Consider the following 22,171-nt stretch of genomic DNA (forward strand, 5'->3'; position numbering starts at 1 on the left):
CCGCGAGAGCCAATCATGCGACCCGAGACCCAGAATGGCAAGCCGGATAGCGCCGCCGATGCCGAAATTTTGGCATTGATGGCAATGGGATGGACGCTGATCGATGGTCGCAGGGCCGATCGGCTGCTGGCGCTGACCGGACTGGATGCCGATGCGCTGCGCGCAGGCGTCGGCAATCGCGCGATCCTGGCCGCGGTGCTGGCCTTTCTGGCCGACCATGAACCCGATCTGGTTGCCTGTGCCGAGGCGATCGACAGCAGCCCGGCGGCCCTGATCGCCGCGAAGGAGAATCTGAGCCGATGAGCCGTCCGCTGATCATCACCGACTGCGACGAGGTATTGCTGCACATGGTCGTGCCGTTCCGCCACTGGCTGGACGAGACGCATGACGTGCATTTCGACATGCGCGAACAGGGTTTTGCCGAGGCGCTGCGCCACAAGAACAGCGGCATCCCGCTGGAACGCGAACTGGTGTGGGAATTGCTGATCGCCTTTTTCGATACCGAAATGGCGCGCCAGACCCCGATCAGCGGCGCGGTCGAGGCGCTGCACGGGCTGGCACAGATCGCCGACATCGAGGTGCTGACCAATATCGGCGAGCGCCACCACCAGCTGCGCATCAAGCAGCTCGCAAGCCATGGCCTGCACCTGCCGGTCCACTGGAACCATGGCGGCAAGGGGCGCAAGCTGGCCAATATCCTGGCCGAGCGCCAGCCGAGCTGCGCCCTGTTCATCGACGATCTGGGCGAGCATCATGCGTCGGTCGCGCGTCATGCGCCCGATGTGTGGCGGCTGCACATGGTCGGCGAGCCCGAGATCGCCGGCGACATCCCGGTCGCGGACAAGGCCCATGCCCGGATCGACGATTGGGCCAGCGCCGAAAAATGGATCATCGCCCGCCTGGCCGAAGGGCCGGCACCCGCTATTTCAACGCCCCTGAATGGAGCCATTGCATGAGCATCGACGCCCGCCTTGCCGAACTAGGCATCACCCTGCCCGCCGCCGCCGCGCCGGTCGCCGCCTATGTGCCGGCGGTCGAGGTGAACGGCCTGCTGCATATTTCCGGCCAGATCGCGCTGAAGGACGGGCAGTTGATGACCGGCCGCCTGGGCGAAGACCGCGACCTCGATTATGGCGTCGAAGCCGCGCGCGCCTGTGGCCTGAACCTCATCGCCCAGATGAAGGCGGCGCTGGGCGGCGACCTCGACCGGGTCGAGCGGATCGTCAAGCTGGGCGCCTTCATCGCCAGCGCGCCGGGCTTCACCGACCAGCCCAAGATCGCCAATGGCGCGTCGGAACTGATGGTCGCGGTGTTCGGCGAAGCCGGCAAGCATGCCCGCAGCGCCGTCGGCGTACCGGTGCTGCCGCTGGGCGCCGCCGTCGAGATCGACGCGATCGTGCAGGTTCGCCCCGCTGCATAAGCGGCCCGACTGGCTGACCGCCCGCCCCTTCGCCCATCGCGGGCTGCATCGGACGGGCATCAGCGAAAATGGCATGGCGGCGTTCGATGCCGCCATCGCCAGGGGACTGGGCATCGAATGTGATGTCCGGCTGAGCCGGGACGGCCGGCCCTTCGTCTTTCATGACGCCAGCCTGATGCGGATGGCCGGGCAAGCGGGCGCCATGGCGGATCGCGATGCGACAGAGCTGGACGCGCTGCGCCTGCCCGATGGCGGCGCGATCCCGCGCCTAACCGCACTGCTGGACGCCTGTATCGCGACGCCGCTGCTGATCGAGATAAAGGTCGAGGGACGCGATGTCGCGCCGATCTGCGCTGCGGTGGCAAGGGCGCTCGACGGCCGCGACCAGCCGGTGGCGGTGATGTCGTTCAACCCGCTGGCGATGCGCTGGTTTGCGCGACATCGGCCGGACATGGTGCGCGGGCTGGTGAGCAGCAGCCAGAACAAGGGGCGGCTGCGCGCGCTTTTCGACCGCACCCTTGCACTTTGGCTGGCCAATCCCGATTTTCTGGCCTGTGATATCCGTGACTTGCCCTTCCGCTTCGCCGCTGCCGCCCGTCGCCGGGGACTGCCGGTGTTGAGCTGGACGGTGCGCAGCGCGGCGCAGCGGACGATCGCTGCGGCCCATGTCGACCAGATCATCTTCGAGGGACCAGCATGAGCGAATTTGTCGCGCGCATCGCCGGTGGCGTCGCCGACCTGCCCAGGGCGCAATGGGATGCCTGTGCCGGCAGCGCCAATCCGTTCGTCAGCTGGGATTTCCTGACCGCGCTGGAACGGTCTGGAAGCGTCGGGCCGGGCACCGGATGGCAACCCTTGCCGATCGTCATCGACGGGCCGGACGGGACGATCGCGGCGGCCGCGCCGCTCTATGCCAAGACCCACAGCCAGGGCGAATATGTGTTCGACCATGGCTGGGCCGATGCCTGGGAACGGGCGGGCGGCCAATATTATCCGAAAATACAGATCGCCGCCCCCTTCTCCCCCGTGCCCGGCCCCCGATTGCTGCTGCGCGATTCGACGCTGGGGCCGGCGCTGATCGCGGGAATCGAGACTTTGGTCGAGCGCAACGCGCTGTCATCGGCGCATGCGACCTTCGTCGATCCCGAGCAGATCGCCCTGTTCGAGGCGGCGGGCTGGCTGATTCGCGAGGACAGCCAGTTCCATTGGCATAACAAGGGCTATGCCGGATTCGAGGATTTCCTGGCCGAGCTGTCGAGCGAGAAACGCAAGAATATCCGCAAGGAAAGGCGGCGTGCGGTCGAGGGGCTGGAGATCGTCCACCTGACCGGGCGCGACCTGACCGAGGCGCATTGGGACATATTCTGGGATTTCTATCAGGATACCGGCGCGCGCAAATGGGGCAGGCCCTATCTGACCCGGTCCTTCTTCTCGATCCTGGGCGAGACGATGGCGGACAAGATATTGCTGATGCTGGCGCTGCGCGACGGACAGGCGATTGCAGGCGCGCTGAACCTGATCGGCGAAGACACGCTCTATGGCCGCTATTGGGGATGCCGCGAGGACGTGCCCAACCTGCATTTCGAACTATGCTATTATCAGGCGATCGATGCGGCGATCGCGCGCGGGCTCGACCGGGTCGAGGCGGGCGCGCAGGGCGGCCACAAGCTGGCGCGCGGCTATGCGCCGCAACCCACCTATTCGGCGCATCATATTCCCAATGCGGGCTTTCGCCGGGCGGTGGCGGGGTTCCTCGACGCCGAGCGGGAGGAAGTGCAGCGCGACCGTATGTGGCTCAATGAAAGAACGCCCTTCCGCAAGGAAGGCTGATCAGGCGGCGCGGACTTCGGTCGCGACGATCCAGGCACGGGCCTGGCGCTGGGCCTCGGCAATCTCGCGCGCGGTCATTTCCTCGGCGATTTCGGCGCGCATGCTCTGGCCGGCTTCGCTGCCGCCACGGGCCGCAAGGTTGAACCATTTATGCGCCTCGACCAGGTCGATCGGCATGCCCCCGGTGCCGCAGCTATAGGCGACGCCCAGTTCGAAACAGGCCTCTGCCGAGCCGTGGGCCGCACCGGCCAGACGACTATCCATCAAAAACTGCGCACTTTTGAGACTATTTGCCATGATCTTCCCCTGTATCCCTAACCCAATGTTCCAACCTTTGGTTTGCGAGTGGGGGCAGAATGCCCGGCAGGCCGTAAAAAATGGTTAACGGCAAAATCGGCATATTTGCGCAGTTTGCCCGAAGCGGCTGGATGCGGCAGGGTTAATGCCCGGTGGGCGACGACAGGCGGGCGATGAGGGGCGGAAATAAGCGCGTTGGGGCTGGCGCCGCCGGGCGATTGTCCGCATAGGCCAGTGATGGCCGAAAATTCCCCCATGGGCGCGCAGCCTGCCGCAAAGGATATTCATTTCCGCGAGTTCGTGCTGCTGTGTGCGTGCCTGATGGCGATGAATGCGCTGTCGATCGACCCGATGCTGCCGGCCCTGCCCGACATTGGCCGCGACCTGCATATCGCCAACCCCAATGACCGGCAGCTGATCATCAGCTTCTATTTCATGGGGCTGGGCGTGGGATCGCTGCTGTTCGGCGTGCTGTCCGACCAGTTCGGGCGCAAGAAGGTGCTGGGCGGGGCGATGATCTTGTTCATCCTGTCCTCGATCGCCTGTGCCGGGGCGCACAGCTTCACTATGTTGCTGATCGCCCGCACCAGCGCCGGCTTCTTTGCCGGGGCGAGCCGCGTCATCACCGTCGGCATCATCCGCGACCGGTTCAAGGGCGACGCGATGGCGCGGGTCATGTCGCTGATCTTCGCGGTGTTCATGCTGATCCCGGTGATGGCACCCAGCTTTGGCCAGGCGATCCTCTGGATCGCGCCGTGGCGCTGGATCTTCTGGGTGCTGGCGATCCTGGCGACCGCGATCCTGGGCTGGATGGCGATCCGCCTGCCCGAGACGCTGCATCCCGACAATCGCATCCGCATCAATCCGCGCACCATCCTCCAGACGGTCGGCACGATCTTTCGCACGCGCAGCTCGATCGGTTACATGCTGGCGAGCGGCGTGGTGATGAGCGGCCTCATCGGCTTCATCCTGTCGGTGCAGCAGATCTTCTTCGACGTGTTCCATGCGCAGAAGATCTTCCCGCTCGCCTTTGCGACGATCGCCGGGAGCATGGGCATCGGCAGCCTGGTCAACAGCCGGCTGGTCTCGCGCTTCGGCGCGCGGCGGCTGAGCCAGAGCGCGCTGATCGCCTTCATCCTGATCGCGGCGGTGCATCTGGCGGTGATCCTGGCCGGGCAGGAAACGATCGTCACCTTCATGGTGCTGCAGGCGATGACGATGATGACGGTGGCGTTCACCGCGTCCAATTTCAGCGCGATCTCGATGGAGCCCTTTTCCAAGGGGGCAGGCGTTGCCTCGTCGTTCCAGGCGTTCCTGACGACTGCGGTGTCGAGCGCGCTGGGCAGCCTGGTCGGGCGCGCCTTCGACGGGACCACCCTGCCCTTCACGCTGGGGCTGCTGGTGTTCGGATCGGGATCGCTGTTGATCGTCTTCTGGGCGGAGCGCGGCAAGCTGTTCACCCGGCCGCACCTCAACGCGCTGCGCGAGGAATATGAGGCGATGCACTGACTTTCTGTTTGGAAAGTCCGCACCGGCCCACAGCCCCACCCGACCGCCCACAGAGTATATCCTGATTGGGAGGTCGGGCGCACCGACACGATGCGCCCGACCGGTTCGTCAGAAGCGCGTGCTGAGGCCCAGATTGATCGAGCGGCCCATACCCGGCACCGGGCGCAGCACGCCGGTCGCGCCATAATCGCCCAGCGACATGCCGCCGAGCGGCAGGTCATAGCCGGCATCGAAGAGATTCTTCGCCTCGACCGTCAGCTTCAGCCCCCTGGCCCAGAGCGGCAACGTATAGCCGGCGCGCAGGTCGACCAGGGCATAGCCGCGCGTGCGCGGTTCGTTGCGGGTGGCGTCGACGCGATTCTTGTCGGCGACAAATTCGACATCCGCGCCCAGTTCCAGCGCGTCGATGCGATGGGCGAGGCCCATCTTCAGGTCGAGCGGCATCTGGCGATAGAGCGGGCCGCCATCCGACAGATTCTGGCCATGGACGTAAGCAGCGCTGGCGGTGAAGCTGGTTTCGACATGGGCGCTGCGCTGGAGCGGCACACTGGCGCTGACATCGACGCCGTAAAATTCGGCGTCCTGATTGGCGAATTGCAGCTGCACGAAGCCGCTGGGCATGCCCATCATGTCGGTCAGATCCTGGAGATGGACCGCGTCGATATAGTCGTTCACGCGGGTATAATAGGGCGAGATCTTCAGCGTCGCCCCGCCCTTCGCGGTCAGACGCAGCGCAGCGCTGACCGTATCGGCCTGTTCCGACTTGAGGTCGAGATTGCCGACATAACCATTGCCGTCGCCATACCAGCCGATCATCTGGCTGGCCATCGCGCCCCGGCCCCAGGCATAGCGTTCGTAGAGATTGGGCGCGCGGCTCTTGTGCGCATAGCCGAGTTCAAAGGCGAGCAGGTCGGACGCCTGCCAGCTCGCCAGCGCGGTCGCGCTCCAGTTGTTGTCGGTGCGGCGATGGCTGCGCGCGTTGAAGGCTTCGGCCGCCATCGCGTCGGCCATGTTCATCATGCCGGTGCCATAGGGCTGGACGTCGCCAGTGTTCATCCGCACCCGATCGAAGCGCGCGCCGATCGAGGTGGAGAGCCGGTCGGTCCAGTGCGATTCCCATTCGCCGAACAGGCCGAGCCGGTCGCGCCGGCCATTGTTGATGTTGATATAGGGATTGGGGCCCATCATCATCGATCCGGCGACCGGCGGCCACCAGTCGTCCATGCCCTGATGCTGATAGTCCCCGCCCACGCGCAGCGTGTCGTGCGGGCCGACCGGCAGGCTCAGCTTCACCGCCGAAGTGAAGCTGTGGATCTGCGTGTTCATCGGCATGGAGCCCGGCTGCTTGTCGGCGAGGAAGTCCATCCGATGGGCGGTGTCGCGATAGCCGATGCTGGCATCGACATCGCCCCAGGCGAAGGTACCGCGATAGCGGCCGTTGAGGAACCAGGACCTGTTCGAGGTCATGTCCATATATTGGTTCGGGAAGCCCTCATAGGGCGAGAAATGATAGCCGCCCTTCAGTTCGAACAGGCCAAGGCGGGTCTGGGCGGCGAGCGCCAGTTGATGGTCGGTCTTGGCATATTCGGTCGAGCGGACCACGCCCCGGTTGCCGCCACCGTCATAGTTATCCGACTGGGTGTAGGAGCCGCTATAGGTGGCGCTGATCCGCTTGCCCGCGACCGTCAGCGTGACGCCGCCGCCAAAGGCGTCGCCATTGCTGCGATAGAAGCTGGATGCCTCCCCCGTGACCAGGGTGCCGCCATCGACGGCGAAGCGCGGCATCGCGCTTTCGACGGCAATGATGCCGGCGATATTGTCACCGCCCATGCTGACCGGCGAGACGCCCGGCACGACCGCGATGCTGCCGACCGTCTGCGGATCGGTATAGGAAAGCGGCGTGTTCATGTCGTTGGGGCAGGCGATATCGACCGGGATGCCGTCGAGCGTTATGCGAATCCGCTGTTCGGTCAGGCCACGCAGCGCCGGCATGGAGGAAAAGCCGCCGCCACCATTGGCCGCGACGCCGGGCAGGCTGGCGAGGATGGCGGCGGTGTCGCTGCTCGACACGGCACGACGGCGCAATGTGCCGCTGCCGAGCCGGGCGCCGTTGAGCGGCGCGCTGCCGATATCGAGCGCAGCCGCGTCGAAGCGGGTCTGGAGCGGCGGGGCCGCGTCATCGGCGATGGGGGTATCGGCCGGCAGGCTGTCCTGCGCGGCGACATGGGTGGGGAGCAATGCCAGCGATGCGGCGATTGCGACGAGAGATGTCTTCATCGGAAACCCTGTTTGCGCGCGCCTGCCTTCCCGGCAGGGGCGCTTGATCTGAAAGAAAGGCCGCGCGGCGGCACGGCCATGGTCAGATCAGGCGGGCGGTCCGCGTAAAGGGGGACGCAGATGGCTGATGCGCACAAGCGCGGGCGGCCGCACCGGCGCAAAGCCGAGCAGCAGTACGAAGGCGATCGCCAGCGCCAGGATCAGCGGATCGGCGCCGCCGAGCGAGGCCATCGAGAGCGCGCCATAGGGACATGTGCGCTTGGCCGCGTCGGCCGGCTGATGATCGGGATCGGCCTGCAAGGGCACGATCAGTTGCGAGGCGGTGCTGCCGATCGCGGCGTCATGGCAGAACTGGATGACCAGGGTGCGCTGTTGCTGCGCCAGCATGAAGCCGCCGGGCAGCAAGGCCTTCATGCACAGCGCCAGCAGGACAAGCGCCAGCGCTTGCCCCCGATGCTGCTGAAGATAGGCGCGCAGGCTCCCCATGGGGACGGCCTAGCCCGGCCCCCGCCCGCTGTCACCAAGACAAAAGGTCGCAGGGTTCGGGCCGGCAGCGGCACCCAAGAAAAAGGGGCGGTCGCCCGCCCCTTCCTTCCATCGATCGTCAGGCCGATCAGGCGTCCTGGCCGCCCGGCGTGTGCGCGCCCGGCAGCGGCGGCACCGGCTGGGGCGGGATGCCCGCGCCAGCCTCCGCCACATCGACAATCCCGCGGCCGACATGGCTGCGGCTGCGGCTATAGGCGAAATAGACGATCAGGCCGAGCGTCGCCCAGCCGACGAACATCAGCTTGGTTTCGACGCCCAGGCTCCAGAAGAGATAGGCGCAGCCGGCGATCGCGATCGGCGCGGTGACGTAGATGGCCGGGGTGCGGAACGGACGCTTGCGGTCCGCATCGGTCTTGCGCAGGCGCATCACCGCGATCGACACGGCGGCGAAGGCGAACAGCGTGCCCGAGTTGGAGATGTCCGCCAGGATGCCGACCGGGAAGAAGGCGGCGAACAGCGCCACGAAGATGCCGGTCAGGATGGTGATGACGTGCGGCGTCTTGTAGGTCGGATGCACCTTCGAGAAGAGTTCCGGCAGCAAGCCGTCGCGGCTCATGACGAAGAAGATGCGGGTCTGGCCGAACATCATCATCAGGATGACCGAAGGCAAAGCCAGGCCGGCGGCGAGGCCGAGCAGGTTGCCGATCTGGGGCCAGCCGATTTCACGCAGGGTCCAGGCCAGCGCTTCCTTCGAGCAGGTGACGGCTTCGGTGCCGGCAGCGGCCAGCGCGGCGCACTGCTGCGACAAAGCGGTCGAGCCGGGAGCCAGCACTTCGCCGGCCGGGCCATAGACCGGCTGCGCACCGACGGTGCCGATCACGCCGGCGGCCACCAGCATGTAGAAGATGGTGCAGATGGCGAGCGAGCCAATGAGGCCGATCGGCATGTTGCGCTGCGGATTCTTGGTTTCCTCCGCTGCGGTCGAAACCGCGTCGAAGCCGACATAGGCGAAGAAGATCGAGGCGGCAGCGGCCGACACGCCCGAGAAGCCGAGCGGCATGAACGGGGTGAAGCCCTTCATGTTCATGACCGGCACCGACAGGACGATGAACAGGGTCAGCGCCGACACCTTGATCGCGACCAGCACCGCGTTGACGGTGGCGCTTTCCTTGGTGCCGATGACCAGCAGCCAGGTGACGAGCGACGCGATCAGCATCGCCGGCAGGTTGACCATGCCGCCATCGAACGGCCCGCGCGTCAGCAGATCGGGTATGTCGAGATGGAAGGTATGTTCAATGAGGCCGACCACATAGCCGGACCAGCCCACCGACACGGCGCCGGCAGCGACCGCATATTCGAGGATCAGCGCCCAGCCGACCATCCAGGCGATGAGTTCGCCCATCACGGCGTAGCTATAGGTATAGGCCGAACCCGAGACCGGGACCATCGCCGCCATTTCGGCATAGCAGAGCGCGGCGACCGCGCAGACGAAGCCGGCAATGACGAAGGAGAGCATCATGCCCGGCCCCGCCTTTTGCGCGGCTTCGGCCGTCAGCACGAAAATGCCGGTGCCGATGACGGCGCCGATGCCCAGCATGGTGAGTTGGAATGCGCCCAGTGAGCGATGCAGTGATTTTTTCTCTGCCGTCGCCAATATGGCGTCGAGAGGCTTAACGCGCCCGAAAATCATCAATGAAACCCTTTATTGGAGTCTTCTGCCCGGGCGACGCGTTAGCCGCCCCCCCTTTTCTGTGGGACGGGAGACTATCGCCTAATCCGCCATGCGCAAGTATGTTGCGCTTCTGAGACATGCTTCTTCACTGAACGCGCGAAGGAAATTTTATGATCGAGTTGCTGCGGGCGCCCGCGCTGGGCGATGTCCCGCATGGCTTTGCCGGACGACAGGGGGGCGTATCGACCGGGGTGTGCGCCGGTTTGAATGTCGGGCTGGGGTCGGAGGATGACCGGCTGGCGATCCTGCGCAACCGCGATCTGGCGCGTGACGCGCTGCTGCCCGGCGCCACGCTGGTGACGGTGCGACAGGTCCATTCGCCCGATGTCGTGACCGTGACCGCGCCGATCGCCGAGGATGAACGGCCCGAGGCGGATGCGATGGTCACCCGCACGCCGGGGCTGATCCTGGGCATATTGACCGCCGACTGCGTGCCGGTGCTGTTCGCCGACAAGGAAGCCGGCGTGATCGGAGCGGCCCATGCCGGCTGGAAGGGCGCGATCAGCGGCGTCACCGACCGGACGATCGCGGCGATGGAGACGCTGGGCGCGACGCGCGCGGGCATTGCCTGCGCCATCGGCCCCTGCATCGGGCGTGCTTCCTACGAGGTGACTTTGGACTTTGCCGAACGGTTCGAGCGGGACGACGCGGACAATGCGCGATTCTTCAGCGCCGGGCGGCCCGGCCACTGCCAGTTCGACATCGCCGCCTATGTCGCGTCGCGGCTGCAGGCGGCGGGGATCGGGCGGATCAGCCTGCTGGACGAGGACACCTATAGCCAGGCCGATCGCTTCTTCAGCTATCGCCGGTCCTGCCATGCGCAGGAAGGTGATTATGGCCGGCAGATATCGATGATCGCCCTGCCCGGCTGAGGGGCTTCAAAAGCCGGGCAGAGTAGCGCATGAGAGGGGCTGACATGACCAGTTCTTCCCAGACCCTGCCGGACGTCGGCGATGGCAGCCGCCTTTATCAGCAACTCGCCCGGCGGTTGCTCGCGGACCTGGCGGGTGGCCGCTATGCCGTGGGCGACCGGCTGCCGCCCGAGCGCGAGCTGGCGATCGAGCATGATGTCAGCCGCCCGACCGTGCGCGAAGCGATCATCGCGCTGGAGGTGCAGGGACTGGTCGAGGTGCGGGTCGGATCGGGCGCCTATGTGGTGCGGATTCCCGGCACCGATCGCCAGGCGGCCGAGGCGCCGCGGTTCAGCATCACCGCCTTCGAACTGATGGAAGCGCGACTGGCGATCGAGGGCGAGGCAGCGGCGCTGGCGGCACTGCATGCCCGACCGGACGAGCTGGACGAACTGGACCGGCTGGTCGAACAGATCGCCAGCGAGAATCTGCGCGATGGCGATGCCTATGCCGTCGACCAGCAATTCCACATGCTGATCGCGCAGGCGACCCGCAACGCGGCGCTGGTCGACAGTGTCGCGCGGCTGTGGGAAATGCGGGCGAGCGCGCCGGAATCGCGGCTGCTGCTCGCCAAGGCCCGTGCCGCCAAGGTGACGCCGGTTGTCGAGGAGCATCGCGTCATCGCCCAGGCGATCCGGGCGCGTGATCCGGCGGCGGCGCGCGCGGCGATGCGCGGCCATCTGGCGGCGGTGATCGACCATCTGCTGTTCGCGACCGAGGAGGCCGCCGTCGAGGAAGCGCGCAAGGCGGCGCAATCGACCCGCGCCCGCTTCGCCCCCGGCGCGGACTGATCCCGACAGGGCAAAATTGACAGCGATGATGACAGCACCGGGGCGATGCCCGCGGGCGATGGCCTGCGCCTGCTTGACCGGCTGAGCGACAAAAACTAAACACCTGTTCAGTCAAACAGGCATCGCGGCAAGCGGGCAGGACGGGAGAGAGCGGATGCGGGGGACGCGCGGGCTGTTTCTGGTGCGGACGGTGGCGGGACTGGCGCTGGCGGCGTCGGCCGCCGGACTGGTGGCGCAGCAGGCGGCGCAGACCGGCACGGGGGCTGACTGGCCGGGCGTGGGCGGCAGCGCCGACGAGAGCGGCTATAGCCAGCTGAGCGCGATCAACACCGCCAATATCCGCAAGCTGGGCCTGGCCTGGTCGCTCGACCTGGAGGGCGAGGTATCGCTGGAGGCGACCCCGCTGGCGGTGAACGGCATCCTCTATTTCAGCGGCAGCTATGGCGCGGTCTATGCCGTCGACGGGGCGAGCGGCAGGCTGATCTGGAAATATGATCCGGAAATCTGGAAGGTCAATCCGACCCGGCAGGCGATGGGCATGGGGGTCAATCGCGGTGTCGCTTACGACAATGGCCGCATCTTCATCGGCGTGCTCGACGGCCGGCTGATTGCGCTGGATGCCAGGACCGGCGCGGTCGCCTGGAGCGTCAACACGCTGCCGCCCGGCACGATGCACAGCCTGACCGGCGCGCCGCGCACCTTCAACGGCAAGGTCATCATCGGCAATGGCGGCGCCGACATCGGCCAGCGCGGCTTCGTCACCGCCTATGACCAGAAGACCGGGGCGCAGGTCTGGCGTTTCTGGACGGTGCCGGGCAGCCCGGAGCAGAATGCCGGCGACCCGGTGATGGAAATGGCGGCCAAGAGCTGGAACGGTTCCTACTGGAAGACCGGCACCGGCGGCACGGTGTGGAACGGCATGACCTTCGATTCGGAGCTCAACCGCATCTATCTGGGCGTCGGCAATGCCGGCCCTTATGATCCGGAGAAGCGCAGTCCGGGCGGCGGCGACAATCTGTTCGTCGCCTCGATCGTCGCGCTGGACGCCGATAGCGGCCAATATATCTGGCATTATCAGCAGAACCCCCGCGAAAGCTGGGATTACAAGGCGACGGCCAACATGATCGCCGCGACGGTGACGATCGACGGCCGGCCGCGCAAAGTGCTGATGCAGCAGCCGACCAACGGCTTCTTCTATGTGCTGGACCGCGAGACCGGAAAACTCATCTCGGCCGAGAAGGTCGGCAAGGTGAGCTGGGCCAGCCATATCGACATGGCCACGGGACGCCCGGTGGAAACCGCCAACGTCCATTATCAGGAGGGGCCGGTCGACATCTATCCCAGCACATTGGGCAGCCATAACTGGCAGGCGATGAGCTACAGCCCGCAGACGGGTCTGGCCTATATCCCCTATATGCAGGCCGGCGCCCGCTACGCGAAGGCGGACAAGGGGTTCCTGGCCAGCATCACCGGGGCCAGCGCCAGCTTCATCACGCAAAAGCGCGACAAGGACGACCTCACCGGCGCGCTGCTCGCCTGGGATCCGGTAGCGCAGAAGGCGCGCTGGCGCATGGCACGGCCCCATCTGTGGAATGGCGGGACGCTGGCGACGGCGGGCGGGCTGGTGTTCCAGGGCACCGCCGACGGCTATGTCCGCGCGCATGATGCGGCGAGCGGCAAGGAAATGTGGCGCTTCAATGCGGGGCTGGGGATCATCGGTGCGCCGATGAGCTATGCCATCGGCGACACCCAATATGTGTCGCTGCTGGTCGGCTGGGGCGGCACCACGGCGGCGGCCAGCGAGATATTGAATGTCGGCTGGAAATATGGCGCCCAGCCCCGCCGCCTGCTGAGCTTCGCGATCGGCGGCAAGGCGCGGTTGGCGCCATCGCCACCGCGCGACATGGCGATCCATGCGCTCGACGATCCCAGCATCGTGCTGGACGAAAAGGCGGTGGCGGCCGGCAAGGAGATGGGCTTCATCTGCGGCGCCTGTCACGGCATGGCGTTCAAGGGGGCCGGCGCACCGGGACCGGACCTGCGCGAATCCGCCCTGTCGCTGTCGGAGGAGAATTTCTACCAGGTGGTGCAGGAAGGCGCGCTGGCCGAACGGGGCATGCCGCGCTTCCCGCTGGGCAAGGCGCAGATCCACAATATCTGGTCCTATCTGCGCGCCACCGCGCGCGAGGCGCTGGGCACGCGCAAGCCCGACACCGACACAGCGACGGCGGCGCGCTTCTGATGCGGATGACCGGCGAGGAGCGGATCGCCGCGCCGCGCGACGCGGTATGGCAGGCGCTCAATGATCCGGCGGTGCTGCGCCAGTGCATTCCCGGCTGCCAGTCGCTGGAACGCGACGGCGAGGACCGGCTGCGGGCCGAGATCGCGGTCAAGATAGGCCCGATCGGCGCGCGCTTTGCCGGCACCGTCACCCTGTCGGAGATCGACGCCCCCAATGGCTATCGCATCAGCGGCGAGGGCCAGGGCGGCACGGTGGGGCATGCGAGGGGCGGCGCGAAGGTGACGCTGGCCGCCGATGGCGCCCAAACGCGCCTGTCCTATGCGGTGGAGGCCGAGGTCGGCGGCCGGCTGGCGCAACTGGGCGGGCCGATCATCGACGCCACGGCAAAGCAGCTTGCGGGGCAATTCTTCCGCAACTTCAACGCGGTGGTCAGCGGCGGCACCGTGCCGGCGGAGGATGGTCCGGTCGCGGCGGTGCCAGCGCCGGTGCAGGCTCCGCCATCGGCGGGCGGCCATCCCTGGGGCTGGATCATCGCGCTTTTGCTGGCGCTGGCGACCGGGGTGCTGCTGGAGCGCAGCGGCGTGGCGGGCACCGGCATGGTGGCGATCGGCCTGTTGCTGGCGGTGACGGCGCTGGCCGGGTTCGAGGCCGGGCGCAGGGGGCGGCGATGAAGCCCGCGCCGTTCGACTATGTCCGCGCCACCAGCATCGACCATAGCTGCGCCCTGCTGGCCGAGGCCGGCGGCGGCGCGCAATTGCTGGCGGGCGGCCAGACGCTGATGCCGTTGCTGGCGCTGCGCATGAGCCAGCCCTTCATCCTGATCGACATCGGCCATCTGCCCGAATTGCAGGGCGTCGCCCCCCATGCCGGCGGCCTGCGGATCGGCGCGGCGACACGGCAGGCCGATGCGCTGGCCAATCCGCTGCTGGCGCGGGCCTTGCCCGTCTTCGTCACGGCGCTCGCCCATGTCGGCCATCACCAGACCCGCAATCGCGGGACGATTGGCGGGTCGATCGCGCTGGGTGAACCGGCGGCCGAGATGCCGGCGACGGCGGTGGCGCTGGGGGCCTCCATGACCCTGCGGTCGGTGCGCGGCGCGCGGACCATGGCCGCCGACGACCTCTATCTTGGTCCCTATGCGACCGCGATCGCGCCCGACGAGATGCTGGTGGCGATCGATTATCCCGCCTGGCCGGCGGATGCGGTGCCGCTGTTCCGTGAAGTGGCGCGGCGCCCCGGCGATTTCGCGCTGGTCGGGCTGGTCGGCGCGCTGGCGATCGCGGAAGGCCGGATCGAGCGGGCGGGCATCGCCTGGTTCGGCATGGGGCCGACACCGATGCGCGCGCGGCAGGCGGAGCAGGCGCTGGTCGGCCAGGCGATCGACCGGATCGATGTGCAGGCCATTGCCGATCTGGCGATCGCCGACAGCGCGCCGTTTGATGACGGCCATGCCAGCGCCGCCTATCGACGCAGCGTCGGCCGGCGCATCTTTGCCAGCAGCCTGGCGCAGGCGCTCGACCGGAGGCTGGCGGCATGAGCGAGCATCGCATTTCGATGACGGTGAACGGCCAGCAGCATCGCGGGCTGGTCGACGGGCGGCTGATGCTGAGCGACTGGCTGCGTGAGGCGGCGGGCTATACCGGCGTGCATGTCGGCTGCGAACAGGGGGTGTGCGGCGCCTGCACGGTGATCGTAGACGGGCGCGCAGTGCGATCCTGCCTGATGCTGGCGGTGCAGGCCGATGGATGCAGCCTGACCACGGTGGAGGGGCTGGCGGCGGCCGACGGCACGCTCCATCCGGTGCAGCAGGCGGTCAAGGATAGCCACGGCCTGCAATGCGGTTTCTGCACGCCCGGCATCGTCATGACCCTGGCCGCGCTGCGGGCCGATGGTGCCCGGCCCGACGAAGCGGCGATGACCGAGGCCATGTCCGGTCATCTGTGCCGCTGCACCGGCTATCAGGGGATACGCCGCGCGATCCGGCAACTGGCGGCGGAGGATGGCACGCCATGAACGCGCCGCCGATTTCCGCGCAGCGCTTCATCGGCCAGCGCGTGCCGCGCAAGGAGGATGGCCGGCTGCTGACCGGGCGCGGCAGCTTCGTTGATGATATCATCCTGCCCGGCATGCTGCACGCCGCCTTCGTCCGCAGCCCGATCGCGCGCGGCACGATCCGGTCGATCGACACCGATGTCGCGCGTGCCCAGCCCGGCGTCCATGCGGTGCTGACCCAGGCCGATCTGGCGCCGTTCGGCGTCACCATGCTGAGCTTCTTCCTTGGCCCGGTAGAGGTGGCGATGACGCCGCTGGCGGACGGGCGGGTTGCCTATGTCGGCCATCCGGTCGCGCTGGTGATCGCCGACGACCGCTATCTGGCCGAGGATGCCGCCAGCCTGGTGGTGGTCGATTATGCCGAGGAAGCGGCCGTCGTCACGCTGGACGATGCGCGCCTTGGCCCACGGGTGCATCCCGACACCGACGACAATGTCGCCGCGCTGATGGGCGAGGAGGAAGCCGATGCCGCGCTGGAAGCGCTGCTGGCGGGCGCGCCGCATCTGGTCAGCCAGTCGATCCGCCATCAGCGCATCGCCCAGTCGCCGATGGAGACGCGCGGCGTGGTGGCGAGCCTGCAGGGCGAGAGCGAATTGCTGGTCCATATCACCTGCGCCGGGCCGCAACTGGTGGCGCGCTGGCTGACCCTGGCGCTCGACCGGCCGGGGCTGAGCGTGCGGGTGATTGCCAAGGACGTCGGCGGCTCCTTCGGCCTCAAGAACCATCCCTGGATGGAGGAGGTGTCCGCCATCCTTGCCGCCATGCTGCTGCGCCGGCCGGTCAAGTGGATCGAGGACCGGATCGAGAATCTGACCGCCGCCAACCAGGCCCGCGAGCAGGAAATGACATTGCGCGCCGCCTTCGACACGGACGGGCGGCTGGTCGCCAGCCATGCCGATTATGCGCTCAACAACGGCGCCTATCCGATGGGGGCGGACGCCAATATCGCGGTCCATATGTTCCTGTGGGCGGCCTATAATATGCCCGCCTACAGCTTCGTGTCGCGCGGCTGGTACAGCAATACGCCGGGGTTGGCCGCCTATCGCGGCCCCTGGGCGATCGAAACGCTGGCGCGCGAGACCTTGCTCGACCGGGCGGCGCGGCAGATCGGCATCGACCCGGTGGAGATTCGCCGCCGCAATCTCTGCACCGCCGCCGACCAGCCGTCTGTCACGCCGCTCGGTATCCCGCGCGAGGATATCACGCCGGCGCAATGTCTGGAAAAGCTGCTGGAAGTGGTGGACGTGCCCGCCTTCCGCGCGGAGCAGGCGGCGGCGCGGGCGCAGGGGCGCTATCTGGGCCTGGGCCTCGCCGCCTATATCGAGCCGACCGGCGCGGCCGGCAGCATCGCGGTGATGACCGGGGAACTGGCGCAGCTGCGGATCGAACCGACCGGACGGGTGGTCGCGGTGATGAGCGTCCATTCGCAGGGCCATGGCACCCAGACGACGATGGCGCAGTGCATCGCCGATCAGCTGGGCGTGCCAATCGAGGACGTCACCATCTTCGATGGCGACAGTTCGCGCGGCGGCTTTAGCCCCGGCGCGGGTGGCAGCCGGCAGGGGGTGATCGGCGGCGGCGCGGCGATCCGGGCCGGGCGCCTGCTCGCCGACAAGGTGAAGGTGGTGGCCGCCCATCTGCTCAACGCCAGTCCGCAAGCGATCAGCCTGGCGGACGGGATGGTCCATGTCGCCGGTGCGCCGGAGATGCGGCGGACGCTGCGCGAGATTGCCGAGATCGCCTATGGCGAGCCGGGGCGATTGCCGCCGGGCATGGAGACGGGGCTGGAAGCGCAATATCGCTATGATCCGCCGCCCATGACCTTCACCAGCGCGGCCCATGCCTGCATCGTCGAGGTCGATGCCGATACCGGGTTCGTGACGATCCAGCGCTGGGTCAGCAGCGAGGATTGCGGGGTGATGATCAACCCCGCCGTGGTCGAGGGGCAGATTGCCGGCGGCCTGGCCCAGGCGATCGGCAGCGTGCTGCTGGAGGATGCCGCGCGCGATGCGCAGGGCAATCCGACGGCGGCGACCTTCAAGGATTATGCGCTGCCGACGATCTTCGACGTGCCCGATTTCGAATATGTCCATGCCGATACGCCGTCACAGGCCGAAGGCGGCTTTCGCGGCGTTGGCGAGGGCGGCTGCATCATCGGCCCACCCACCCTGGTCAATGCGATCGCCGATGCGCTTGCGCCGTTCGGGGAGGTGGCGGTGGACCTGCCGCTGACGCCGGACAAGCTGATGACCGTGATCGAGGGGCAGCCCTGGCCGGAACGCCCGGTGAGCCGCTTCCATCCCGACCATCGGGCGCCGGAGGTCAATACCCCTGCCCCGATGGCGCCCCCTCCCCCGCCGATCACGCCGGCCGCCCCGGTCGGGATCGACGGCGCATGGAAGCTGGTGCTCGCGACGCCGATGGGGCCGCAGCCTATGGTCGCGCATTTCCAGGTCATGGGCGACCGGGTGACAGGGCGGCTTGAGGCGGATCAGGGATCGCAGGAATTTGCCGGCACGATCGCCGGCAATCAGGTGGCATGGGAGATGAAGGTGACAAAGCCGATGGCGATCACCCTCAAATATGCCCTGCTGTTCGATGGCGACAGCGTGAGCGGCAAGTGCAAGATGGGGCTGTTCGGCACCGCCAAGGTGCGCGGCGAGAGGGCCTAGCCGAATTCGGCGCGTATCCGGGCGCCATGTTCGTCGACATGGGGCGCGGCCGAGGCACCGGCGGCACGCTGACCATCGATGCGCCAGGCTGCACGGGTCATCAGCATCGACCGGTCGCGCGTCGGCACCGATTGCAGCATGTCGAGACGGCGGAAGGCTTCGGCTTCCAGCAGGCCCGGCCAGTCCGCGACCGGCGCGCACCAGATATCCTGTGCGCGCAGCAAGGCGATCCATTGCGCACTGGTCCGTTGCGCCAGCCGGTCGGCCAGCACCGCCTGAAGCCGGTCGCGATCGCGAAAGGGATCACCGTCCAGCCGCACGTCGAGCAGCGCTTCGAGCCGGGGCAAGGGTGTCATTGCGAGCGCCAGCCAGCCATCGGCGGTGCGATAGACGCCATAGGGCGCGCCCAGATAGGCATGGGCGTTGCGGACCCGCGCCCGCTGCGGCGGACGGCCACCATCGTTGAGATGGGTGGTCAGCACTTCGAACTGGAAATCGACCATCGCCTCCAGCAGGCTGGTTTCGACATGGCCGCCCCCGCCCTTGATATTGCGCCGGACAAGCGCGGCCAGGATCGCCTGCGTCAATATGTGCCCTGCCAGCATGTCGGCGATCGAAAGGCCGAAGGGCACCGGACCGTCATCGGCGCTGCCATTGAGCCACATCGCTCCAGACAGCGCCTGGGCCAGCAGATCCTGTCCCGGCAGGTCGACCCAGGGCCCGCTGTCGCCATAGCCCGAGATGGTGCCGACGATGAGACGCGGATTATGGGCGCGCAAGGCGTCGGGACCGATGCCGAGCCGATCGGCGACACCGGGCCGGAAATTCTGGATCACCACGTCGGCGCGGGCGGCCAGGCGCAACAGCATCGCGCGATCCGCCGGCAGCTTGTAATCCAGCGCAATGCTCTCCTTGTTGCGGTTGATCGCGTGGAACAGGGTCGAATCGCCGCCGATATCGGTATCGGTCAGATAGAGGTTGCGGCAGATGTCGCCGCCGCCCGGCCGCTCCACCTTGATGACCCGCGCGCCCAGATCAGCCAGGCGCAACGCCGCCGACGGCCCTGACAGAAATTGGGCCATGTCCAGCACAAGCAGGCCATCGAGCGGCTGATCGCTCATGCCAGGCTGTCCCGGAAAAGCTGGTTGAGCGCGGCAATGACCGATGCTGCCGCCTCCCGCCCGCGCAGGGCCTGGTTGAGGCGATCGGACGCCTGCTGCTGGAAGCCCATATAGCCGTCATGCCGGGGTCGCAGCCAGGCGCGATCGAGCGTGGCCCGCGTCGCCCGATAGAAATCGCCGGTCCGGGCATTGAGCGCGGCATCCTCCCATGCCTGGGCATGGCCGGGCTGGCCGCCGGCAGGGGCATAGAGGTCGGCCTGGATGGTGCCGCTTGCCACCCATTGGGCAAAGGCTGCGGCTTCGGCGCAATGAGCGCTGGCCGCGGAAACGGCAAGGCCCGTGCCCCCGAGGGCGGAACCGGCTGGACCGGCCGGGCCGCAGAAGGGCAGGTCGTGGAAGGCGATGCGCATCGGGCGGAAGCCATCGAGCGCATAGCTGACATAGCCGTAGATCAGCGGCGAGCCGGCGATCACGCTGTCGGCAGCGCCCATGGCATCGAGCAGCGCGATCGGATCCTGATCATAGGCAACCGGATCGACCAGTTCTGCCAGTTGCAGCAACCGGTCATAGGCCGAGGCGGCAGCGGCAGGAAAGAGATCCGGGCCCTGCACGTCGAGTGGCACGCCCTCAAGCCCGCACAGCGAAAAGAGCGACATGAGCGAATGCGGCGCGCGCAACGGCAGCCCGAGCCCGCCGGTGCGGGCCAGTGCCAGCACATCGTCCCATGTGTGGAGCGGGCCGCCCAGGCGACCGGGCACCCAGGCCTGGACCTGCGTCGCGGCGTCGATCGGCAAGGCCCATTGATGCCCCTTCCAATGATAGCTGGGATAGGACAGGCCGACCGAGCCAGCCTCGATCGCCGCCAGCGCCTCCATGTCGCAGACGGTCTCCAACGGCAGCAGGCAGCCTGCATCGGCCACTTGTCCGACATGGGGATGGTCGATCACGATCAGATCATATTGGCGGGCCAGTTCCTCGACCGGGAAGGTCTCGAAATCCTGCAGCGAGCGCCGGTCCCACGCGATGGTCTGGCCGGTCTGTTCCTGCCACGCCCGCGATGCCGCCAACAGCGGATCGATCCCGCGGGGATGGTCCCATGTCATTCCGCGCACAGCATGCCTCTCCGTTACTCAGACAAATATGTTGACTCGTTCTGATGCGGTCCATAGCCTAAGAAAATATCATATTAAATGATAATTATGGAGAGGTGTGGTGGCGTCCGACAGCCTGAATGAGATGGTACGCCTGCCGCTTGCGGGCCTTACGGTGCTGGATTTCAGCCAGTTCCTGGCCGGACCATCGGCTGCCCTGCGGCTCGCGGACCTGGGCGCGCGCGTCATCAAGATCGAGCGCCCCGATGGCGGCGATGCCAGCCGGAGCCTCTATCTGGCGGACCTGCCCTTCGACCAGGACAGCGCGCTGTTCCATGCCATCAACCGCGGCAAGCAGAGCCTGACGGCGGACCTCAAAAATGCGGATGACCTGATGCGGGTCAAAGCCCTGATCGCGCAGGCCGACGTGCTGATCCACAATTTCCGGCCCGGTATCATGGACCGGCTGGGACTAGGCTGGGACGATGTCCGCGCGATCAACCCGCGCCTGATCTATGCCGGGGTCAGCGGCTATGGCCCGGACGGGCCTTGGCGCGACCGGCCGGGACAGGATCTGCTGGTGCAGTCGCTGTCCGGCATCGCCTTGCTGTCGGGCGATGGCAATGGCCCGCCAGTGCCCGCCGGCCTGTCGATCACCGACATGATGGCCGGTGCGCAGCTGGTGCAGGGGATACTGGCGCTGCTGGTCCGGCGCGGCGTCAGTGGCGACGGTGGCCGGGTCGACGTCAGCCTGATCGAGACCGCCATCGACCTGCAGTTCGAGCATCTGGCCGTCTATCTCAATCGCGGTGGCGCGATGCCGGCGCGCAGCGCTGTCGGCAACGCCAATCTCTATCTGGCCGCCCCCTATGGCATCTATGCCACCGCCGACGGCCATGTCGCGCTGGCGATGGCGCCGATCGACCGGCTGGGCGCACTGATCGGCTGCACGGAGATGGCCGACTTTCCGGCGGATCGCTGGTTTGCCGAACGCGACGCGATCAAGGCGATCCTGCGCGACCATCTGAAGCAACGGACAAGCGCGCACTGGCTGGCCATCCTGGAGCCGGCCGGCATATGGGCCGCCCCCGTGCTCGACTGGCCGGCGCTGACCGCCGATCCCGCCTTTGCCGCGCTCGACGCGGTGCAGCAGGTGCGTTCGCCCGATGGCGCGACGCTGCGGCTGACGCGATGCCCGATCCGCGTCGACGGCCAGATCCTCAAGAATGAACGCGCCGCCCCCCGGCTCGGCGCCGACAGCGACTTCATCCATAGCGAACTGGCAGGCGCAGCATGATCATCGAGCAATTTTTCGAAGACTATGACATTGGGGCGGAGCGCCAGAGTTTCGGCCGCACCATCACCGAGACCGACTTCGTCGTCCATGCCGGCCATAGCGGCGATTTCTTCCCCCATCATATGGACGCCCATTGGTGCGCGACCCAGGATATCGGCCAGCGCATCGCCCATGGCACGATGATATTCACCATCGGTATCGGCCTGACCGCGACGGTCATCAACCCGCACGCCATGTCCTATGGCTATGACCGGCTACGCTTCATCCGCCCGGTCCATATCGGCGACACGATCCGCACCATCACCCGCATCGCCGACAAGCGCGACCATCCCAAGCGCGCCAGCCATGGCGTGGTGACCGAGGCGGTCGACGTCCGCAACCAGCGCGACGAGACGGTGCTGGCCTGCGAGCATCTCTATCTGGTGGCGCGCCGGGACGCCTGA

Annotated in this window: 21 protein-coding genes; 15 read left to right on the top strand and 6 right to left on the bottom strand. The window is 67.1% G+C overall.

From position 1 onward, the window contains the following. Nucleotides 1-15: 15 nt before the first annotated feature. Genes U0025_RS18465 through U0025_RS18485 form a run of 5 tightly spaced genes read left to right on the top strand, consistent with a single transcriptional unit; the run spans nucleotide 16 to nucleotide 3,250 of the window. Entirely contained in the window at nucleotides 16-303 is a 288-nt protein-coding gene (locus tag U0025_RS18465) for a DUF3572 domain-containing protein (RefSeq protein ID WP_004208956.1), read from the top strand. Then, a complete protein-coding gene (locus U0025_RS18470) occupies nucleotides 300-956 on the top strand; it encodes a hypothetical protein (protein ID WP_004208957.1) in 657 nt (218 codons plus the stop codon). The genes U0025_RS18465 and U0025_RS18470 overlap by 4 nt, the downstream gene beginning before the upstream one ends. Then, nucleotides 953-1,420, top strand: a complete 468-nt coding sequence (locus tag U0025_RS18475; protein WP_004208958.1) for a RidA family protein — start codon at nucleotides 953-955, stop codon at nucleotides 1,418-1,420. Before U0025_RS18470 ends, U0025_RS18475 begins: the two co-directional genes overlap by 4 nt. Further along, nucleotides 1,413-2,120, top strand: coding sequence for a glycerophosphodiester phosphodiesterase family protein (locus U0025_RS18480; protein ID WP_072895177.1), 708 nt, complete (start codon nucleotides 1,413-1,415; stop codon nucleotides 2,118-2,120). The genes U0025_RS18475 and U0025_RS18480 overlap by 8 nt, the downstream gene beginning before the upstream one ends. Then, on the top strand, nucleotides 2,117-3,250 hold the full coding sequence (locus U0025_RS18485; protein ID WP_004208960.1) for a GNAT family N-acetyltransferase: 1,134 nt from the start codon (nucleotides 2,117-2,119) through the stop codon (nucleotides 3,248-3,250). The genes U0025_RS18480 and U0025_RS18485 overlap by 4 nt, the downstream gene beginning before the upstream one ends. On the opposite strand, the gene U0025_RS18490 is transcribed toward U0025_RS18485, so the two are convergent. Continuing rightward, the gene (locus U0025_RS18490; RefSeq protein WP_004208961.1) at nucleotides 3,251-3,547 is read right to left on the bottom strand and encodes an SEL1-like repeat protein; all 297 of its coding nucleotides are present in this window, start codon (nucleotides 3,545-3,547) and stop codon (nucleotides 3,251-3,253) included. 237 nt (nucleotides 3,548-3,784) lie between these two features. On the opposite strand from U0025_RS18490, the gene U0025_RS18495 reads away from it, so the two are divergent. Beyond that, the gene (locus tag U0025_RS18495) at nucleotides 3,785-5,056 is read left to right on the top strand and encodes a multidrug effflux MFS transporter (protein ID WP_004208963.1); all 1,272 of its coding nucleotides are present in this window, start codon (nucleotides 3,785-3,787) and stop codon (nucleotides 5,054-5,056) included. A gap of 108 nt (nucleotides 5,057-5,164) precedes the next feature. On the opposite strand, the gene U0025_RS18500 is transcribed toward U0025_RS18495, so the two are convergent. From U0025_RS18500 to U0025_RS18510, 3 genes are all read right to left on the bottom strand, one after another. Further along, a complete protein-coding gene (locus U0025_RS18500; RefSeq protein ID WP_004208964.1) occupies nucleotides 5,165-7,333 on the bottom strand; it encodes a TonB-dependent receptor in 2,169 nt (722 codons plus the stop codon). Between the two features lie 87 nt (nucleotides 7,334-7,420). Continuing rightward, nucleotides 7,421-7,819 carry a DUF2946 family protein gene (locus U0025_RS18505; RefSeq protein ID WP_004208965.1) on the bottom strand — a complete coding sequence of 133 codons (399 nt, stop codon included), beginning with the start codon at nucleotides 7,817-7,819 and terminating at the stop codon, nucleotides 7,421-7,423. A gap of 127 nt (nucleotides 7,820-7,946) precedes the next feature. Beyond that, nucleotides 7,947-9,509 carry an amino acid permease gene (locus tag U0025_RS18510; RefSeq protein ID WP_004208966.1) on the bottom strand — a complete coding sequence of 521 codons (1,563 nt, stop codon included), beginning with the start codon at nucleotides 9,507-9,509 and terminating at the stop codon, nucleotides 7,947-7,949. Between the two features lie 152 nt (nucleotides 9,510-9,661). Between U0025_RS18510 and pgeF the strand changes: the two genes are divergently transcribed. The 7 genes from pgeF to U0025_RS18545 all read left to right on the top strand — a co-directional run bounded on the left by pgeF (nucleotide 9,662) and on the right by U0025_RS18545 (nucleotide 18,219). Then, the gene (gene pgeF / locus U0025_RS18515; protein WP_004208967.1) at nucleotides 9,662-10,423 is read left to right on the top strand and encodes a peptidoglycan editing factor PgeF; all 762 of its coding nucleotides are present in this window, start codon (nucleotides 9,662-9,664) and stop codon (nucleotides 10,421-10,423) included. 44 nt (nucleotides 10,424-10,467) lie between these two features. Next, the gene (locus U0025_RS18520) at nucleotides 10,468-11,253 is read left to right on the top strand and encodes a FadR/GntR family transcriptional regulator (protein WP_004208968.1); all 786 of its coding nucleotides are present in this window, start codon (nucleotides 10,468-10,470) and stop codon (nucleotides 11,251-11,253) included. A gap of 154 nt (nucleotides 11,254-11,407) precedes the next feature. Next, complete coding sequence (locus tag U0025_RS18525) at nucleotides 11,408-13,495, top strand: PQQ-dependent dehydrogenase, methanol/ethanol family (RefSeq protein ID WP_004208969.1); 2,088 nt, start codon at nucleotides 11,408-11,410, stop codon at nucleotides 13,493-13,495. Next, nucleotides 13,495-14,166 (top strand): CoxG family protein, encoded by a 672-nt coding sequence (locus U0025_RS18530; RefSeq protein WP_004208971.1) that lies wholly within the window; start codon nucleotides 13,495-13,497, stop codon nucleotides 14,164-14,166. The genes U0025_RS18525 and U0025_RS18530 overlap by 1 nt, the downstream gene beginning before the upstream one ends. Further along, nucleotides 14,163-15,032, top strand: coding sequence for an FAD binding domain-containing protein (locus U0025_RS18535; protein ID WP_004208972.1), 870 nt, complete (start codon nucleotides 14,163-14,165; stop codon nucleotides 15,030-15,032). Before U0025_RS18530 ends, U0025_RS18535 begins: the two co-directional genes overlap by 4 nt. After that, entirely contained in the window at nucleotides 15,029-15,508 is a 480-nt protein-coding gene (locus tag U0025_RS18540; RefSeq protein WP_004208973.1) for a (2Fe-2S)-binding protein, read from the top strand. The genes U0025_RS18535 and U0025_RS18540 overlap by 4 nt, the downstream gene beginning before the upstream one ends. Further along, nucleotides 15,505-18,219 carry a xanthine dehydrogenase family protein molybdopterin-binding subunit gene (locus U0025_RS18545; RefSeq protein ID WP_004208974.1) on the top strand — a complete coding sequence of 905 codons (2,715 nt, stop codon included), beginning with the start codon at nucleotides 15,505-15,507 and terminating at the stop codon, nucleotides 18,217-18,219. Before U0025_RS18540 ends, U0025_RS18545 begins: the two co-directional genes overlap by 4 nt. Here the strand turns inward: U0025_RS18545 and U0025_RS18550 are convergent. Both U0025_RS18550 and U0025_RS18555 read right to left on the bottom strand, forming a co-directional pair. Continuing rightward, nucleotides 18,216-19,340, bottom strand: coding sequence for a CaiB/BaiF CoA transferase family protein (locus tag U0025_RS18550; protein WP_004208975.1), 1,125 nt, complete (start codon nucleotides 19,338-19,340; stop codon nucleotides 18,216-18,218). The genes U0025_RS18545 and U0025_RS18550 overlap by 4 nt on opposite strands. Next, nucleotides 19,337-20,443: an extracellular solute-binding protein gene (locus U0025_RS18555; protein WP_037490640.1), complete on the bottom strand. Its 1,107-nt coding sequence runs from the start codon at nucleotides 20,441-20,443 to the stop codon at nucleotides 19,337-19,339. Before U0025_RS18555 ends, U0025_RS18550 begins: the two co-directional genes overlap by 4 nt. A gap of 109 nt (nucleotides 20,444-20,552) precedes the next feature. Here U0025_RS18555 and U0025_RS18560 point away from each other — a divergent pair, with 109 nt between their 5' ends. After that, the gene (locus U0025_RS18560; RefSeq protein WP_004208978.1) at nucleotides 20,553-21,728 is read left to right on the top strand and encodes a CaiB/BaiF CoA transferase family protein; all 1,176 of its coding nucleotides are present in this window, start codon (nucleotides 20,553-20,555) and stop codon (nucleotides 21,726-21,728) included. Next, nucleotides 21,725-22,171, top strand: coding sequence for a MaoC family dehydratase (locus U0025_RS18565; protein WP_004208979.1), 447 nt, complete (start codon nucleotides 21,725-21,727; stop codon nucleotides 22,169-22,171). Before U0025_RS18560 ends, U0025_RS18565 begins: the two co-directional genes overlap by 4 nt.

The sequence above is a fragment of the Sphingobium yanoikuyae genome, from assembly GCF_034424525.1.
Lineage (GTDB): Bacteria > Pseudomonadota > Alphaproteobacteria > Sphingomonadales > Sphingomonadaceae > Sphingobium > Sphingobium yanoikuyae.